A 17,042-nucleotide genomic window follows, 5' to 3' on the forward strand; every position below is an offset into this window, starting at 1 on the left:
GTTCGTGGCTTTTTAATGGGCGGCATGGCTGCGGCGCGAGGCCGGCAGCAGCTTGGCAATGGGTTCGGCGCGGACGCTGTGCTGGCCGAAATTGGCGTTATAGGTGGCGATGATTTCGCCGGCGATGGAGATGGCGATTTCCACAGGCAGCTTGCCTTTGACTTCGCCCAGCCCCATCGGGCAACGCATGCGTTGCAGCAGGCTGTTGTCGAAGCCGCGCTCGCGCAGGCGGTGTTCGAACTTCACTCGCTTGGTCTTCGAGCCGATCAGGCCGAAGTAGGCGAAGTCGTTGCGCTTGAGGATCGCGGCGGTGAGCTCCAGATCGAGCTGATGATTATGGGTCATGACGATGCAGTAGCTGCCGGCGGGCAGGTCGTCGATTTCATCGACGGGCTCTTCGCTGACGATCTTGCGCACGCCCTGGGGGATCTGTTCGGGGAATTCCTGTTCCCGCGAGTCGATCCAGCGCACCTTGCACGGCAGGCTGGCCAGCAGCGGCACCAGGGCGCGGCCGACATGGCCGGCGCCGAAGACGGCGATCTGCGCCTGGACCTGGCCCATGGGCTCGAACAGCAACACCGTCACACCGCCGCAGCACTGGCCGAGGCTGGCGCCCAGGCTGAAGCGCTCCAGATGGGTGTCCTGCTTGCCGCTGGCGAGCATCTCGCGGGCGATCTGCATGGCCTTGTATTCCAGGTGGCCGCCGCCGATGGTGTCAAAACTCTGGGTGGCGCTGATGACCATCTTCGAGCCGGCATTGCGTGGCGTCGAACCCAGCTCTTCGATGATGGTCACCAGTACGCAGGGTTCACCACGGGTTTGCAGGTCGGCGAGGGCGCTGATCCAGTTGTACATGTTTCACCTCAACATCGCTGTTGTCTGTTCGGCCGTCATCGCGGGCAAGCCTCGCTCCTACAGATCTGCACGGGTCTGTAGGAGCGAGGCTTGCCCGCGATGGGCGCACCTCGGTTCTAGAGCGGCGCCAGTTCAGACTCGGCCTCGACGGCCTTGGTCACCTTCAGCTGACGCATCTGCTCGCAGCCCCACAACACCCGCTCCGGCGTGGCCGGCGCGTCGATCCTTGGCTGGTGCCGGTAATCGCCAAGGCTGGCCACGGCGTCCTTGAGCGCGCACCAGACGGCGATGCCGAGCATGAACGGCGGCTCGCCCACGGCCTTGGAATGGAACACCGTGTCTTCCGGGTTCTTGCGGTTTTCCACCAGTTTGACCCGCAGGTCCAGCGGCATGTCGGCCACCGCGGGAATCTTGTAGCTGGCCGGGCCGTTGGTCATCAGCTTGCCCTTGGCGTTCCACACCAGCTCTTCCATGGTCAGCCAGCCCATGCCCTGGATAAAGCCGCCTTCCACCTGGCCGATGTCGATGGCCGGGTTCAGCGAGGCGCCGACGTCATGCAGGATGTCGGTGCGCAGCATCTTGTACTCGCCGGTCAGGGTGTCGACTATCACCTCGGCGCAGGCGGCGCCGTAGGCGTAGTAGTAGAACGGTCGGCCACGGGCCTGGGCGCGGTCGTAGTAGATTTTCGGGGTCTTGTAGAAGCCGGTGCTGGACAGCGAGACCTGGGCGAAATAGGCCTGCTGGATCAGTGCCTCGAAACTCAGGATCTGGTCGCGGACCCGCACATGGCCGTTGTGGAATTCCACATCTTCCTCGCTGACCTTGTACTGCCGGGCGGCGAATTCCACCAGGCGTTTCTTGATGGTCTCGGCGGCATTCTGCGCGGCCTTACCGTTCAGGTCGGCGCCGCTAGAGGCGGCGGTTGGCGAGGTGTTGGGCACCTTGTCGGTGTTGGTCGCGGTGATCTGCACCCGGTCGATTTCCACCTGGAACACCTCGGCCACCACCTGCGCCACCTTGGTGTTCAGGCCCTGGCCCATTTCCGTGCCGCCGTGGTTGAGGTGGATGCTGCCGTCGGTGTAGACATGCACCAGCGCGCCGGCCTGGTTGAGGAAGCTGGCGGTGAAGGAAATGCCGAATTTCACCGGAGTCAGCGCCAGGCCCTTTTTCAGGATCGGGCTGTCTGCGTTATAGCGGCGGATCGCTTCGCGGCGCTCGGCGTACTGGCTGCTGGCTTCCAGCTCGGCGGTCATTTCTTCGAGCATGTTGTGCTCGACGGTCTGGTAGTAGTGGGTGACGTTGCGTTCGGTCTTGCCGTAGTAGTTGGCCTTGCGCACGGCCAGCGGGTCGAGCGCCAGATGGCGGGCGATGGCATCCATCACTTCCTCGATGGCGACCATGCCTTGCGGGCCGCCGAAGCCGCGGTAGGCGGTGTTCGATGCGGTGTTGGTCTTGCAGCGATGGCCGTTGATGGTGGCGTCGCCGAGGTAGTACGAGTTGTCGGCGTGGAACATCGCCCGGTCGACGATCGAGGCCGACAGGTCCGGCGAGCAACCGCAGTTGCCGGCCAGCTCCAGCTGGATGCCATGCAGGCGCCCGGTGCTGTCGAAGCCGACGTCGTACTCGATATAGAAGGGGTGGCGCTTGCCGGTCATCAGCATGTCTTCGACCCGCGGCAGGCGCATCTTGGTCGGCTGGCCGGTGAGGTGCGCGATCACCGCGCACAGGCACGCCGGGCTGGCGGCCTGGGTTTCCTTGCCGCCGAAACCACCGCCCATGCGGCGCATGTCGACCACGATCTTGTTCATCGACACGTCCAGCACCTCGGCCACCAGCTTCTGCACTTCGGTGGGGTTCTGGGTCGAGCAGTAGACGATCATGCCGCCGTCTTCGGTGGGCATCACCGAGGAAATCTGGGTCTCCAGATAGAAGTGTTCCTGGCCGCCGATGTGCAGGGTGCCCTGGATACGATGCTCGGCGCTGGCCAGGGCCTTGGCCGAGTCGCCGCGCTGGTGGGTGTGGCTGTCGAGGACGAAGTGGCGTTTGCGCAGGGCTTCGACCACGTCCAGCACCGGCTCCAGGTCCTCGTATTCGATGATCGCGGCCATGGCCGCCTTGCGCGCGGTTTCCAGGTCGCGGGCGGCCACGGCCAGCACCGGCTGACCGACGAACTGCACATCGTCGATGGCCAGCAGCGGGTCGCCGGGCAGCAGCGGACCGATGTCTTTCAGCCCCGGAATGTCTTTGTGGGTGATGACGATGCGTACGCCGTCGAAGGCGTAGCAAGGCGCGGTGTCGATGCTGAGGATCTTCGCGTGGGCACGGTCGGAGAGGCGCGCATAGACATGCAGCTGGTTGGGGAATTCCAGCCGGTCATCGATGTACACCGCTTCGCCGGACACGTGCTTGACGGCGCTGTCGTGCTTGACGCTGCGTCCGACGCCGGTGGTCAGGTCCTGTTGAAACAGGGCGCTCAGTTCGGCTTGAGTCTTCTCGACTTTGTGATGATTAGACATAAGCGGTCACCCGGGTCTCGATGTGCGGTGTTTGCAGTTCGATAAAGTATTTGCGCAGCAGGTTCTGGGCGCTGAGCAGGCGGTATTCCTTGCTGGCGCGGAAGTCCGAAAGCGGGGTGAAGTCCTCGCCCAGGGCGGCGCACGCACGCTCGACGGTGGCCTCGCTCCAGGGCGCGCCGAGCAGCGCGGCCTCGCAGTGCTTGGCGCGTTTCGGGGTGGCGGCCATGCCGCCGAAGGCCACGCGAGCGTCGGCGATCACGCCGTTCTCGATGCGCAGGTTGAAGGCTGCGCAGACCGCGGAAATGTCATCGTCCAGACGCTTGGACACCTTGTAGGCGCGGAACAGCTGCTGGGCGCTGGCCCGCGGCACGATGATCTTTTCGATGAACTCGCTTTCCTGGCGCGCGGTGACACGGTAGTCGATGAAATAGTCTTCCAGGGCCAGGGTGCGACGGGTGTTGCCCTTGCACAGGACGATCTGCGCGCCCAGGGCGATCAGCAAGGGTGGCGAGTCGCCGATGGGCGAGGCGTTGCCAATGTTGCCGCCCAGGGTGCCCTGGTTGCGGATCTGCAACGAGGCGAAGCGTTGCAGCAGTTCGCCGAAGTCCGGGTATTCGGCCTTGAGGGCGTCGTAGCAATCGGAGAGGGCGGTGGCGGCGCCGATTTCCAGGCGATCGTCGAAGCGTTCGATGCGTTTCATTTCGGCGACGTTGCCGACGTAGATCATCACCGGCAGCGGGCGGTGGAACTGGGTGACTTCCAGCGCCAGGTCGGTGCCGCCGGCCAGCAGCCGGGCTTGCGGGTAGGCGTCATACAGGTCGGCCAGGTCGGATACGGTCAGCGGTACCAGGCAACGTTTGTCGCCACTGTTCAGCTCGCCGGTGTCGCTGGGGGCGATGGCTTTCAGGCGCGCAATGGTCTCGGCTTCGCGGGCGTCGAACTGGTCCGGCTGTTTGCCGCAACAGGCCTGCTCGGCGGCGGCGAGGATCGGGCGGTAGCCGGTGCAGCGGCACAGGTTGCCGGCCAGGGCTTCATGGGCCTTGTGCGAGTCGGGTTGCTCGGAGTTCTTCTGCAGGGCGAACAGCGACATGACGAAGCCCGGCGTGCAGAAGCCGCATTGCGAGCCGTGGCACTCGACCATGGCCTTCTGCACGCTGTGCAACTGGCCCTGGTGCTTGAGGTCTTCGACGCTGATCAGCTGTTTGCCGTGCAAGGATGAGACGAAGGTCAGGCACGAGTTGAGGCTGCGATAACGGATGTGCTCCGCGCCCGTGTCGTCGGTCTGCAATTCGCCGACCACCACAGTGCAGGCGCCACAGTCGCCACTGGCGCAGCCTTCCTTGGTGCCGGGCTTGCCCAGATGCTCGCGCAGATAATTGAGCACCGTCAGATTCGGGTCCAGGCTGTGCTCGCTACGGAGTTCCTGGTTGAGTAAAAACTGGATCACGGAAGGCCTCGCAGACTCATTATTGTTGTTAACCGACTGGGGCCGAATTTAGTCATGTCTGACTTTTCGGTCAATGAATTTCTGACTTAAGGGTCAGGAAATTGCTTTTTGCCGATCAACAAGCGCTTTCAAACAGTATTGACCCTCCCGGGCCGCAGTGCTTTTTGCTTATTCCGTGCCAAATTCAGGCCCTTGGGCACTCCGCGATGAGGTAGCAATTGCGCTACACTGCGCCGCTTGTACCGATCTAAGAGTTTGAAGGAAAACCATGACGTTCAAGGCGCCGGACAGCCTCGCCGAGCAAATCGCTCACCACCTCGCCGAACGCATCATTCGCGGCGAGCTCAAGCCTGGGGAGCGGATTCAGGAACAGAAGGTCACGCTGGCCCTCAACGTCAGCCGCGGCTCGGTCCGCGAAGCCCTGCTGATCCTCGAACGCCGCCACCTGATCGCGATCCTGCCGCGTCGTGGCGCCCATGTGACCGAACTCACCCCGCACAAGGTGCAGAGCCTGTGCACCCTGATGAGCGAGCTGTACATCCTGTTGGGTAACTCGGTGGCCAACGGCTGGGAACTGCAGGCCGACATGGCGCCGTTCCTGCAGATCCAGCAACGGTTGATCGCCGCCTACGAGCGCCAGGACATTCGCAGCTTCGTCGAAGACAGCTTCAACGTGATGCGCGCCGCCTATCCGTTCGCCGACAACCCGTACCTGCAGGAAACCGTCGAGAACCTGCAGCCGGCGATGAGCCGTGCCTATTTCCTGGCCCTGGAGCAGCGCAAGGCGGAAATGAGCGAATTCCTCGACCTGTTCGAGCAACTGCTGGCCGCCGTGCTGGCCCGTGACCTGCCGACCATCCGCGTGGTGCTGACGGCCTATGCCCGGCGCAGTTGCGACCTGGTAGTCGCCGCCTTGACGGTTGCCTGAGCGTGCGGCTCAAGTGCATCAAGCTGGCGGGGTTCAAGTCCTTCGTCGATCCGACCACGGTGAACTTCCCCAGTAACATGGCGGCGGTGGTCGGGCCCAATGGGTGCGGCAAGTCGAACATCATCGATGCCGTGCGCTGGGTAATGGGCGAGAGCTCGGCCAAGAACCTGCGCGGCGAGTCGATGACCGACGTCATCTTCAACGGCTCCACCAGCCGCAAGCCGGTGAGCCAGGCCAGCATCGAGCTGGTCTTCGACAACTCCGACGGCACCCTGATCGGCGAGTACGCGGCCTACGCGGAAATCTCCATCCGCCGCAAGGTTACCCGCGACAGCCAGAACAGCTATTTCCTCAACGGCGCCAAGTGCCGCCGTCGTGACATTACCGACATCTTCCTCGGTACCGGCCTGGGGCCACGCAGCTACTCGATCATCGAGCAGGGCATGATCTCCAAGCTGATCGAGGCCAAACCGGAAGACCTGCGCAACTTTATCGAAGAAGCGGCGGGGATTTCCAAGTACAAGGAGCGCCGCCGGGAAACCGAAAACCGCATCCGTCGTACCCACGAAAACCTGGCGCGCCTGACCGACCTGCGCGAAGAGCTGGAGCGCCAGCTCGAACGCCTGCACCGTCAGGCCCAGGCGGCCGAGAAGTACCAGGAATACAAAGCCGAGGAGCGTCAGCTCAAGGCCCAACTGTCGGCACTGCGCTGGCAGGAGCTTAACGAGCAGGTCGGGCAGCGCGAATCGATCATCGGCAACCAGGAAGTCGGCTTCGAAGCCCTGGTGGCGGAGCAACGCAATGCCGATGCCGCCATCGAGCGCTTGCGTGATGGCCACCATGAGCTGTCCGAGCGCTTCAATCTGGTGCAGGGGCGCTTCTATTCGGTCGGCGGCGATATCGCCCGGGTCGAGCAGAGCATCCAGCACGGCCAGCAGCGTTTGCGCCAGTTGCAGGACGACCTGCGCGAGGCCGAGCGCGCGCGCCTGGAAACCGAATCCCACCTGGGCCACGACCGCACCTTGCTCGCCACCCTCGGCGAAGAGCTGGAAATGCTCGAGCCCGAGCAGGAAGTCAGCAGCGCCGCCGCCGAAGAGGCTGCCGCGGCCTTGGAAGAAGCCGAAACCACCATGCACGGCTGGCAGGAGCAGTGGGACGGTTTCAACCTCAAGTCTGCCGAGCCGCGGCGCCAGGCCGAGGTGCAGCAGTCGCGCATCCAGCAGCTCGAAGGCAGCATGGAGCGTCTGGGTGAGCGCCAGCGGCGTCTGGTGGAGGAGCGCGCGTTGCTGGCCGCCGATCCGGAAGACGCGGCAATCCTCGAACTCAACGAACAACTCGCGGCCAGCGAGGCGACCCTGGAAGATTTGCAGGCCAGCGAAGACGGTCAGGTCGAGCGCCTGGAGCAGTTGCGTCAGGAGCTGCATCAGGCGACCCAGGCCCAGCAGCAGGCCCAGGGCGAATTGCAGCGTCTCAATGGGCGCCTGGCCTCGCTGGAGGCTTTGCAGCAGGCGGCGCTCAATCCGGGGACCGGCGCGGCGGAGTGGTTGCGCGAGCAACAGCTGGCCGAGCGTCCGCGTCTGGCCGAAGGCTTGAAGGTCGAGGCGGGTTGGGAGTTGGCGGTGGAAACCGTGCTCGGCGCCGACCTGCAAGCGGTGCTGGTCGACGACTTTGCCGGCTTCGACCTGGCCGGGTTCGAGCAGGGCGACCTGCGCCTGCTCCAACTGGCGGGCGAGGGCGCGCGGATACCCGGCAGCCTGCTGGATAAGGTCGATGCCCAGGTCGATCTGGCGCCCTGGCTGGGCCAGGTCAAACCGGTGGAAAGCCTTGAGCAGGCCCTGGCTCTGCGCGGCCAGTTGGCGGCAGGCGAGAGCCTGATCAGCCGCGACGGTTTCTGGGTCGGCCGGCATTTCCTGCGGGTGCGTCGCGCCAGCGAAGCGGAGAGCGGCATGCTCGCGCGCAATCAGGAAATCGAGCAGCTGAGCCAGGAGCGCGATGAGCGCGAAGCCAGCGTGGAAGACCTGGAAACCCACTTGCAGAACCTGCGTGCCCAGCAGCGGCAGCAGGAGAACGGTCGCGAACACCTGCGCCGCCTGCTGCAGGACGAAGCCCGTCAGCAGGGTGAATTGAAGGCCAAGCTTTCCGCCGGCAAGGCCAAGGCCGAACAGCTGGCCCTGCGCCGTACCCGTCTGGATGAAGAAGTAGCGGAGCTGGGCGAGCAGCGCGCCGTGGAACACGAGCAGGTGGGCGAAGCCCGTCTGCAACTGCAGGAAGCCCTCGACAGCATGGCCCTGGACACCGAGCAGCGCGAATTGCTGCTGGCCCAGCGCGACAGTTTGCGCGAGCGCCTGGACCGGGTGCGCCAGGAGGCGCGCCAGCACAAGGATCATGCTCACCAGCTGGCGGTACGCCTGGGTTCGCTCAAGGCCCAGCACGACTCCACCCGTCAGGCCCTGGAGCGCCTGGAGCTGCAATCGGAGCGTCTGACAGAGAAGCGCGAACAGCTCAGCCTGAACCTGGAGGAGGGTGCCGCACCGCTGGAAGAGCTGCGCCTGAAACTCGAGGAATTGCTGGAAAAACGCATGACCGTCGACGTCGAGCTCAAGAGCGCGCAGATCGCCATGGAAGATGCCGACCGCGAATTGCGCGACGCGGAAAAACGTCGGACCCAGGCCGAGCAGCAATCGCAATTGATCCGTGGTCAGCTCGAACAGCAGCGCATGGAGTGGCAGGCCCTGAGCGTGCGCCGCAAGACCTTGCAGGACCAGTTGCTGGAAGACGGCTACGACTTGCAGGGCGTGCTTGCCACGCTGACCGAACAGGCCAGCGAGAAAGAAGCCGAGGAAGAACTCGAGCGGATTGCCGCGCGCATTCAGCGCCTGGGGGCGATCAACCTCGCGGCCATCGATGAGTACCAGCAGCAGTCCGAGCGCAAGCGTTATCTGGATGCCCAGGACGCCGATCTGGTGGAAGCCCTGGAAACCCTGGAAAACGTGATTCGCAAGATCGACAAGGAAACCCGTAATCGTTTCAAGGATACCTTTGATCAGATTAACGGCGGTTTACAGGCGCTCTTTCCAAAAGTTTTCGGTGGCGGCAGCGCTTATTTGGAACTGACGGGCGAAGATCTACTCGATACAGGGGTAACGATCATGGCGCGTCCGCCAGGGAAGAAGAACAGCACCATTCATTTGTTGTCCGGTGGTGAGAAAGCATTGACGGCCCTGGCGCTGGTATTTGCCATCTTCAAGTTGAACCCGGCGCCGTTCTGCATGCTCGACGAAGTTGACGCCCCGCTGGATGACGCTAACGTTGGACGCTACGCAAGGCTGGTTAAAGAGATGTCGCAGACGGTGCAGTTCATCTATATCACCCACAACAAGATCGCCATGGAAATGGCCGATCAGTTGATGGGCGTGACGATGCACGAGCCTGGCTGTTCGCGCCTGGTAGCGGTGGATGTCGAGGAGGCGATGGCGATGGTGGACGCCTGATATCCGGGCGACCAAAGCCGGTATGTAAGTGACAAGTAAGAGGTTTTTACCTGTGCCGAGTACTGGCTGATTGACATATTGAATGAAGCCGTTGCGACAGACGGTGTAAAGTTGTCTTTGGTCGTGCTAGTTTAATGTCAATTTTTCCTATACGTGGGCAAAACGCCAGTCAGAACATAGAGTTGGCGCCACGTTTTAAAGCGGTTTGCAGTTTGCTAAACCTCTTATTTTTCAGCATTTTTCATAGAGGCACGGGATTACATGGAAATCGGTCTGCGCGAGTGGCTGATCGTCATCGGCATCATTGTCATTGCCGGTATTCTTTTTGATGGCTGGCGCCGTATGCGCGGCGGCAAAGGAAAGTTGAAATTCCGTCTGGATCGCAGCCTGTCCAACCTGCCGGACGACGACAGCAGTGCCGAGCTGCTGGGCCCGCCCCGCGTGCTGGATACCCATAAGGAACCGCAACTCGATGAGCACGACCTGCCGTCGATGAGCGCGCCGGTGCGCGAACCGCGCGAATCCGGTTCCAAGCGTGGCAAACGTGCCAGCGAGCCACAGCAGGGCGACCTGAACCTCAACCTGGATCTGGACGGCGGCCCGAGCTTCAGCAGTCGTGACGACGATTTCCCGGATGAAACCAAGGCTTCCGGTTACGCCGACAAGGACCAGCCGCAAGCCGAAGAAGTGCTGGTGATCAGCGTGATCTGCCGTGATTCCGGCGGCTTCAAGGGCCCGGCGCTGTTGCAGAACATCCTGGAAAGCGGCCTGCGTTTTGGCGAGATGGATATTTTCCACCGTCACGAAAGCATGGCCGGTAACGGCGAAGTGCTGTTCTCCATGGCCAACGCGGTCAAGCCGGGCGTATTCGACCTGGACGACATCGACCACTTCAGCACTCCGGCCGTGAGCTTCTTCCTCGGCCTGCCAGGCCCGCGTCATCCGAAGCAGGCTTTCGACGTGATGGTGGCCGCGGCGCGCAAGCTGTCCCAGGAGCTGAACGGCGAACTGAAGGACGACCAGCGCAGCGTGCTGACCGCCCAGACCATCGAACACTACCGTCAGCGCATCGTCGAATTCGAGCGTCGCGCCCTGACCCAGAAGCGCTGAGCGCTTCGCGAGCCAGCCGCTCCGGCATAACCCTTGGCCTGCCGGAGCAGGCTCGCGACAGGGTCGCAAGACCCTCCAGACAAATATTGAGCAGCCTAGGCTGCTCTTTTGCTTTTTGAGAGAACATCATGACCGCCGTCGAAACCCGCATTCTTGAGCTGCGCGCTGAGCTGGATCAGCACAACTACCGCTACCACGTACTCGACGAGCCGAGCATTCCCGACGCCGAATACGATCGCCTGTTCCACGAACTCAAGGCGCTGGAAGCCGAGCATCCGGAGCTGGTCAGCAGCGATTCGCCCACCCAGCGCGTGGGCAGCGCGGCGCTCTCGGTCTTCACCCAGGTGCGCCACGAAATCCCCATGCTCAGCCTGGGCAACGCCTTCGAAGAAACCGACATGCGCGAGTTCGATCGCCGGGTGACCGAGGGGCTCGACCTGCCGGTGGGCGATCTGTTCGGTGGCGGGGCGGCGGTGGAGTACAGCTGCGAGCCGAAGCTCGATGGCCTGGCGGTCAGCCTGCTGTATCTGGACGGTGTGCTGGTGCGCGGCGCGACCCGCGGCGACGGCACCACCGGCGAAGACATCAGCGTCAACGTGCGCACCGTGCGCAACATTCCGCTGAAGCTGCACGGCAGCGGCTGGCCGGCGACCCTGGAGGTGCGCGGCGAGGTCTACATGTCCAAGGCCGGTTTCGAGCGACTCAATGCCGCGCAGCTGGAAGTTGGCGGCAAGACCTTTGCCAACCCGCGGAACGCCGCGGCGGGCAGCTTGCGCCAGCTGGATTCGAAGATCACCGCCAGCCGTCCGCTGGAATTCTGCTGCTACGGGATTGGCCAGGTCACCGCTGACATTGCTGACACCCATATCGGCAATCTGGAGCAGCTCAAGCACTGGGGCATGCCCGTCAGTCGCGAGCTGAAGTTGGCCAAGGGCATCGACGAATGCCTGGATTACTACCGCGATATCGGCGAGCGCCGTAATGGATTGCCCTATGAAATCGACGGTGTGGTGTTCAAGGTCAACAGCGTTGCTTCGCAGCGTGAGCTGGGCTTCCGGGCCCGTGAACCGCGTTGGGCGATCGCCCACAAGTTCCCGGCGATGGAAGAGCTGACCGAGCTGCTGGACGTGGAATTCCAGGTCGGTCGTACCGGCGCGGTGACCCCGGTGGCGCGCTTGAAACCGGTCAAGGTGGCGGGCGTCACCGTCTCCAACGCCACCCTGCACAACATGGACGAAGTGGCGCGCCTGGGCCTGATGATCGGCGACACCGTGATTATCCGCCGCGCCGGCGACGTGATTCCGCAAGTGGTGCAGGTGGTGGCCGAGCGCCGGCCACAGGATGCGCGCCCGGTGCATATCCCGCAGACCTGCCCGGTGTGCGGTTCCCATGTCGAACGCACGCAACTGATCAAGCGCAGCAAGGGCAAGGAAACCATCAGCGAGGGCGCGGTGTACCGCTGCGTCGGTCGCCTGGCCTGTGGCGCTCAGCTCAAGCAGGCGATCATTCACTTCGTTTCCCGTCGGGCGATGGATATCGAAGGGCTGGGCGACAAGACCATCGAGCAGCTGGTGGACGAAAAGCTCATCGGTTCGCCGGCCGACCTCTACAAGCTCAAGTACGAGCAGATCATCGACCTGGAAGGCTTCGCCGAGGTCTCCAGCAACAAGCTGCTCAAGGCCATCGAAGACAGTAAGAAGCCGGGCCTGGCGCGCTTCATCTACGCCCTGGGCATTCCCGATGTGGGCGAGGAGACGGCCAAGGTCCTGGCGCGCTCCCTGGCCTCTCTGGAGCGCGTACAGCAAGCCTTGCCGGAAGTGCTGACCTACCTGCCGGATATCGGCCTGGAAGTGGCTCACGAGATTCACAGCTTCTTCGAGGACAGCCACAACCAAGAGGTGATCGGTGCCTTGCTCGATCCGCAGCAGTGCGCTCTTGAGCTGCAGGATCAGGGCGACCTCGGCGCCGAGTTTGCCGCCAGCACCACCCTGGGCGGCATGCTCGACAAGCTGAACATCCCGTCGGTGGGGCCGGGCGCCGCGCAGAAGCTGGCGGACAAGTTCGTCACCCTCGATGGTGTGGTCAAGGCGGACTGGCTGGACATGCGCCAGACCCTGCCGGAGAAGCAGGCCAAGGCCGTGCGCGAGTTCTTCGACATTGCGGAAAACGCCGAGCGGGCGCTGGCCATCGAAGCGCAGTTGCAAGCCTTCGGCATGCACTGGCAGAGCGAGAAGAAGGTGGTGGAAGGGCTGCCGCTGGCCGGCCAGACCTGGGTGCTCACCGGTTCCCTGGAGCTGATGAGTCGCGACGTGGCCAAGGACAAGCTGGAAAGCCTGGGCGCCAAGGTCGCCGGCTCCGTTTCGGCCAAGACCCACTGTGTGGTGGCCGGTCCTGGCGCCGGCTCGAAGCTGGCCAAGGCCAACGAGCTGGGCCTCAAGGTGCTGGATGAAGAAGCCTTCGTGGCCTTCCTCGGCCAGCACGGCATCTCGGCATAACCCTGTAGCCGCTGCCGAAGGCTGCGATCGACCGCGCAGCGGGCGTTGCTCTGCGGCAGCGGCTACATGGAAAAATCGCGTTCCCTTGTAGGAGCGAGCTTGCTCGCGAAAAATCTCCAGGCTTGCACAGAATGCGATATGGAAATTGCTTCGCGAGCAAGCTCGCTCCTACAGAAAAGCGGATCGCCATCAAGGCGATGGAACAATAGTCCCGTCCCCATGATCTAGTCTTGGCAAGCCCAGGGAGAGATCGCCATGTACCGCTTCTTCGAGCAGCTCAGTTCCCGTATCGCCGCGCCCTTTGTCCGCGAGAACAGCCGCAACAGCAAAGTCTGGCCGTGTCGTTGCGGGCAGTCGCTGTTCTTTCGCAACAGCCAGTGCCTGGCCTGCTCGGCGGCCCTGGGTTATCAGCCCGAGCAGAGTCGCCTGTCGTCGCTGCAACCAGGGCCGGAGCTCGATACCTGGCTGCTGGACGTCGACCCGCAGGCGGGGCTGTTCCGGCGCTGCGCCAACCTCGATACCCCGGCGGCCTGTAACTGGCTGCTGCCGGCTTATGGCGCCGGCACCTTGTGTGTGGCGTGCCGGCTGAACCGAACCATTCCCGATCTTGGCGTACCGGAAAACCCTGAACGCTGGCGCAAGGTGGAAATCGCCAAGCGCCGTCTGGTGGCGCAACTGATAAGCCTGGGGTTGCCGCTGATCGCCAAGACCGAGGATGAAGCGGCTGGCCTGGCTTTCGATTTCGTCGGCGTCGATCTGCAGGGCAAGTCGCCGATGACTGGCCACGCCAACGGCCTGATCACCCTCGACATCAAGGAAGCAGATGACGCGTATCGCGAGCAGGTGCGGGTACAGATGCACGAACCCTATCGCACCTTGCTCGGCCACTTTCGGCATGAGGTGGGGCATTACTACTGGGACCGCCTGATCGCCGACAGCCATTGGCTGGAACCCTGTCGTGCGCTGTTCGGCGACGAACGCGCGAGCTACGCCGAAGCCCTGGAGCGGCATTATCAACAGGGTGCGCCGAATGATTGGTTGCAGGCCTACGTCAGCGCCTACGCCACCATGCACCCCTGGGAAGACTGGGCGGAAACCTGGGCCCACTACCTGCACATGATGGACGCGGTCGATACTGCGCTGGGCTTCGGCATGAGTGCCCGGGAAATGGACTTCGACTACCAGCCGTTCCCACTCGATACCCTGTATGACCCACAGCACCCCGGCGGCCCGGCGTTCCTCTCTTTCGTCAACGCCTGGATCGAGCTGGCGGGCATGCTCAACGAATTGTCACGCAGCATGGGCCAGCCGGACTTCTATCCCTTCATCTTGCCTCCCGCAGTGATCGCCAAACTGCACTTCATCCACCTGGTGATCCAGCAAGCCGGCGGCAAGGCCGACGAAGTACTCGAACAAGCCTGAACCCACCACCTGCCTCTGTAGGAGCGAAGCTTGCTCGCGATGCAAGCGACTCGGTCCGGCACAAGACCGCGGCGATGCTATCGCGAGCAAGCTTCGCTCCTACCAGGGGCGGTCAGCGAGCTGTGCGCACGCCATCGAGCAGGGCATCAACCACCGCGCGAGCCATCTCCACGGAATGCACCATGGACCAGATCAGCCCGCGCTCGATGCCGCTGCCCTGTTCGGTGATTTCATCCGAGACTTCTTCGGCGCATTTGAGCAGCAGCGAAACATGCATCAAGGCTTCTTCGGCATTTACCCCGGCCTGCACCGCGAACAACGGGCGCTGCTGGGCGTCGCGCAGGCCGAACGGCTGGCTGCTGGTTTCTTTCAGTTGTGTGAGCAGCGGTTGCTTCTGGTCATTGAGCGACAGGAGCAGGGAGATATTCGCCGCATCCAGTTCGGGATCGCGTAGTCGGCGCGGGGTAGTGAGTGGCGGATCGGGGACGAGCTTTTTCATGTGGGTACCTACGACTCTCTGAAAGATGAAAGCCGCCAGTCTCGCTTCCACACGAGAGGGTGGCAGCCATGCGTGGGTGTGGAAGACCGGGGAGTCCTTGGTACCCAAAACCCGGCGCACCCGAAGGTGCCCCACGCATGGTCGCCATAACACGGATCTGCGGGCGCAAAGCGTCAGCAGTCGCTGTTGAGCGCTGTACCAATGACTTTTCCAGACTTCCACATCCGGGTCGTTGAAATTGCAACGACCCACGCAGACTGCCCGATCAAATTCAGGGGTACAACCGGCCCAAAGGCGTTCCAGAGTTTCTAGGAAAGCCCTTACAAAACAAAGCGAAAAATCGACTGCCGGCTCGCCGCAAAACTGCCATTCAGCTCATGCGTGGTCCCCTGTAGCCGCTGCCGATGGCTGCGATCGACTGCGAAGCAGTCGCCAGCCATTTGATTGTGCGCCACCGAAACACGGTGTCACCCGCGATTGCGGCAGCTGCGCGACCGAGCGCAGCCTGCGGCAGCGGCTACAGGAATCGGCAAGTGGGCGGGGGAGAGGGGTAATGATCCAAGTACTTGAAGCCGTTCAGATTTTTTAATCTTTACAGAGCGGTTGTAACTTCGCCGCAGATAGGTACAATGGCGCGGCTCGCCGTCAGGTGAGCGTCGTTATGGTGACCCCATTGGTCCCCTCGCAACGATCAGCCGTGAACCCGGTCAGGCCTGGAAGGGAGCAGCCGCAGCGGTGACATTGTGTGCCGGGGTGTGGCTGGTGGGGTTGCCTCCAGTTACCTAAGTAGCTAATTCTTAACGGTTTTTCACTCTTTTCCACATGGTGGTACAAAGAGTGATACATCTGTGTCGACCATCCCGTCCTACCTTTTGTTGTCCCGCCACTCGGTCTACTACTTCCGAATCGTGGTGCCGGATGTTATTCGCCCGTTATTCCCCCAAAGAGAAATTCGTAGCTCCCTGCAAACCCGTTGCAAGCGGGAGGCGCTGATTCGTGGGCGTGACATTCTGACCCAGGTCCAAGGGCTGTTTACGCAAGCGTTCCAGGGTATTAGGTCGTCGCTTGAGTTCATTCGCGGGGCCTGGGAAGTGGGAGGTAAGCGTCTCGCTAGTTGGGCGTCGTGGTTGCGACAGCAGCAGTTGATAGGTGCCGCTATGCCCTTGCCTTCGGTAGCGTCAGAGCGGTCCGTAGGTGCCCTTCAGCTTCCTCCTGTGGCTTCCGTCGTGATAGTGCCTGCAGTTGTTCAGCAATCCCCAAGCTTTCTCGCGGTGGTCGATGAGCAGTTGGTGCAGCAGCGCTGGGAGGGCGTCGCGGTCAAGTCCCTGGACGATAAGCGTGCGGTAGCCGTGCTGCTGACCCGAATCATTGGCGACATGTCCATCGACCAGATAACCCGGAAAAACGCCCACGTGTTCCGGGAGACGGCGCTGAAGCTACCACCGCGTTTTCATCTGTTGCCGGACCAACCACTGGAGCAGTCCATCGCGGAAGCGACCAGTACCATCAGCGTCACGACCTTTAACAACTACGTGAAGAACCTGACGACGTTCTTTTCGTATGCGGTTAGGGAGGGCTATTGCAGTCGCAACCCGTTCGATGGTCTGCGCGTGCGTCAGCGGCGTAAGGTGAGCGAGGAGCGCAGCGCTTTCAGTGCTGAAGACCTCAAGCTGTTGTTTAATCGTGCGACATAGGCGCCGGCCCACGCCCAAAAGCCGAATCAATATTAGCTGCCCCTCCTGGGGCTATACACGGGCGCCAGACTCAACGAGCTGTGCCAGTTGTACGCCGACGATGTAGTGACCATCGACGGTATTGCCTGCATCCACATACGAGCTACAAGGCCAGACCAGAAGCTGAAAACGGCTTCGTCTGAACGACTTGTACCGCTTCACTCCAAGCTTCTGGAGCTGGGGTTCCTGGCGTATGTGGAGAAGGCTAGGCAGGCGGGAAATGAGCGTGTGTTCCCGGAACTGACCTGCCATAAAAAGCATGGCTACAGTGTGGTGCCATCGAAGTGGTTTACTCGGGTGCGTGAGCAGTTAGGCTTCCGCGATGACGCTGCCAAGAAGGACTTTCACAGCTTCCGACACACCTTGGCCGACCACCTGAAACAAAAGGGCGTTGCTGAGTCATTGGTCGGTGGGTTGCTGGGGCATCGACTATACGTTCGCTGCGTCGTTGGAGGGTTTAGAAAGAGTAACAAACTCTCTTTAACGGAACGAATTGTTAGATAGTTTCAAGAGGTGGGCTCAGCTTTCAGCCTTAGGTGACCGATG

11 protein-coding genes and 1 other RNA gene are annotated in these 17,042 nt (G+C 62.3%); 8 read left to right on the forward strand and 4 right to left on the reverse strand.

Annotated features, from left to right (window positions below; all coding sequences use genetic code 11):
* Positions 1 to 12 precede the first annotated feature (12 nt).
* The 3 genes from xdhC to xdhA form a co-directional block, all read right to left on the reverse strand.
* Positions 13 to 855, reverse strand: a complete 843-nt coding sequence (gene xdhC, locus J4D52_RS14735) for a xanthine dehydrogenase accessory protein XdhC (protein ID WP_025804267.1) — start codon at positions 853 to 855, stop codon at positions 13 to 15.
* A gap of 116 nt (positions 856 to 971) precedes the next feature.
* Complete coding sequence (gene xdhB, locus J4D52_RS14740; protein WP_102677640.1) at positions 972 to 3,371, reverse strand: xanthine dehydrogenase molybdopterin binding subunit; 2,400 nt, start codon at positions 3,369 to 3,371, stop codon at positions 972 to 974.
* Positions 3,364 to 4,818 (reverse strand): xanthine dehydrogenase small subunit, encoded by a 1,455-nt coding sequence (gene xdhA / locus J4D52_RS14745; RefSeq protein WP_102677639.1) that lies wholly within the window; start codon positions 4,816 to 4,818, stop codon positions 3,364 to 3,366. Before xdhA ends, xdhB begins: the two co-directional genes overlap by 8 nt.
* Positions 4,819 to 5,086: 268 nt before the next feature.
* Here xdhA and J4D52_RS14750 point away from each other — a divergent pair, with 268 nt between their 5' ends.
* The 5 genes from J4D52_RS14750 (at position 5,087) to J4D52_RS14770 (ending at position 14,264) form a co-directional block, all read left to right on the forward strand.
* Complete coding sequence (locus tag J4D52_RS14750) at positions 5,087 to 5,746, forward strand: GntR family transcriptional regulator (protein WP_025804264.1); 660 nt, start codon at positions 5,087 to 5,089, stop codon at positions 5,744 to 5,746.
* A gap of 2 nt (positions 5,747 to 5,748) precedes the next feature.
* Positions 5,749 to 9,237 (forward strand): chromosome segregation protein SMC, encoded by a 3,489-nt coding sequence (smc, locus tag J4D52_RS14755; protein WP_097302661.1) that lies wholly within the window; start codon positions 5,749 to 5,751, stop codon positions 9,235 to 9,237.
* 261 nt (positions 9,238 to 9,498) lie between these two features.
* Positions 9,499 to 10,347, forward strand: coding sequence for a cell division protein ZipA (zipA, locus tag J4D52_RS14760; protein ID WP_053278127.1), 849 nt, complete (start codon positions 9,499 to 9,501; stop codon positions 10,345 to 10,347).
* 128 nt (positions 10,348 to 10,475) lie between these two features.
* Positions 10,476 to 12,842 (forward strand): NAD-dependent DNA ligase LigA, encoded by a 2,367-nt coding sequence (gene ligA / locus J4D52_RS14765; protein ID WP_102677638.1) that lies wholly within the window; start codon positions 10,476 to 10,478, stop codon positions 12,840 to 12,842.
* Positions 12,843 to 13,097: 255 nt separating this feature from the next.
* Positions 13,098 to 14,264 (forward strand): putative zinc-binding metallopeptidase, encoded by a 1,167-nt coding sequence (locus tag J4D52_RS14770; RefSeq protein ID WP_102677637.1) that lies wholly within the window; start codon positions 13,098 to 13,100, stop codon positions 14,262 to 14,264.
* A 112-nt stretch (positions 14,265 to 14,376) separates the two neighbouring features.
* Here J4D52_RS14770 and J4D52_RS14775 read toward each other — a convergent pair whose 3' ends face one another.
* Positions 14,377 to 14,763: a DUF6124 family protein gene (locus J4D52_RS14775; RefSeq protein ID WP_102678054.1), complete on the reverse strand. Its 387-nt coding sequence runs from the start codon at positions 14,761 to 14,763 to the stop codon at positions 14,377 to 14,379.
* A 671-nt stretch (positions 14,764 to 15,434) separates the two neighbouring features.
* Between J4D52_RS14775 and ffs the strand changes: the two genes are divergently transcribed.
* The 3 genes from ffs to J4D52_RS30530 all read left to right on the forward strand — a co-directional run bounded on the left by ffs (position 15,435) and on the right by J4D52_RS30530 (position 17,000).
* Positions 15,435 to 15,531: signal recognition particle sRNA small type (gene ffs, locus J4D52_RS14780), an RNA gene on the forward strand.
* Positions 15,532 to 15,611: 80 nt separating this feature from the next.
* Complete coding sequence (locus J4D52_RS30525) at positions 15,612 to 16,457, forward strand: phage integrase SAM-like domain-containing protein (protein WP_256581579.1); 846 nt, start codon at positions 15,612 to 15,614, stop codon at positions 16,455 to 16,457.
* A gap of 45 nt (positions 16,458 to 16,502) precedes the next feature.
* Positions 16,503 to 17,000 carry a site-specific integrase gene (locus tag J4D52_RS30530; RefSeq protein WP_256581580.1) on the forward strand — a complete coding sequence of 166 codons (498 nt, stop codon included), beginning with the start codon at positions 16,503 to 16,505 and terminating at the stop codon, positions 16,998 to 17,000.
* The last annotated feature ends 42 nt before the right edge of the window (positions 17,001 to 17,042 follow it).

It is taken from the genome of Pseudomonas sp. GW460-12-10-14-TSB1, from assembly GCF_017349775.1.
Taxonomy (GTDB): Bacteria; Pseudomonadota; Gammaproteobacteria; order Pseudomonadales; family Pseudomonadaceae; genus Aquipseudomonas; species Aquipseudomonas piscium.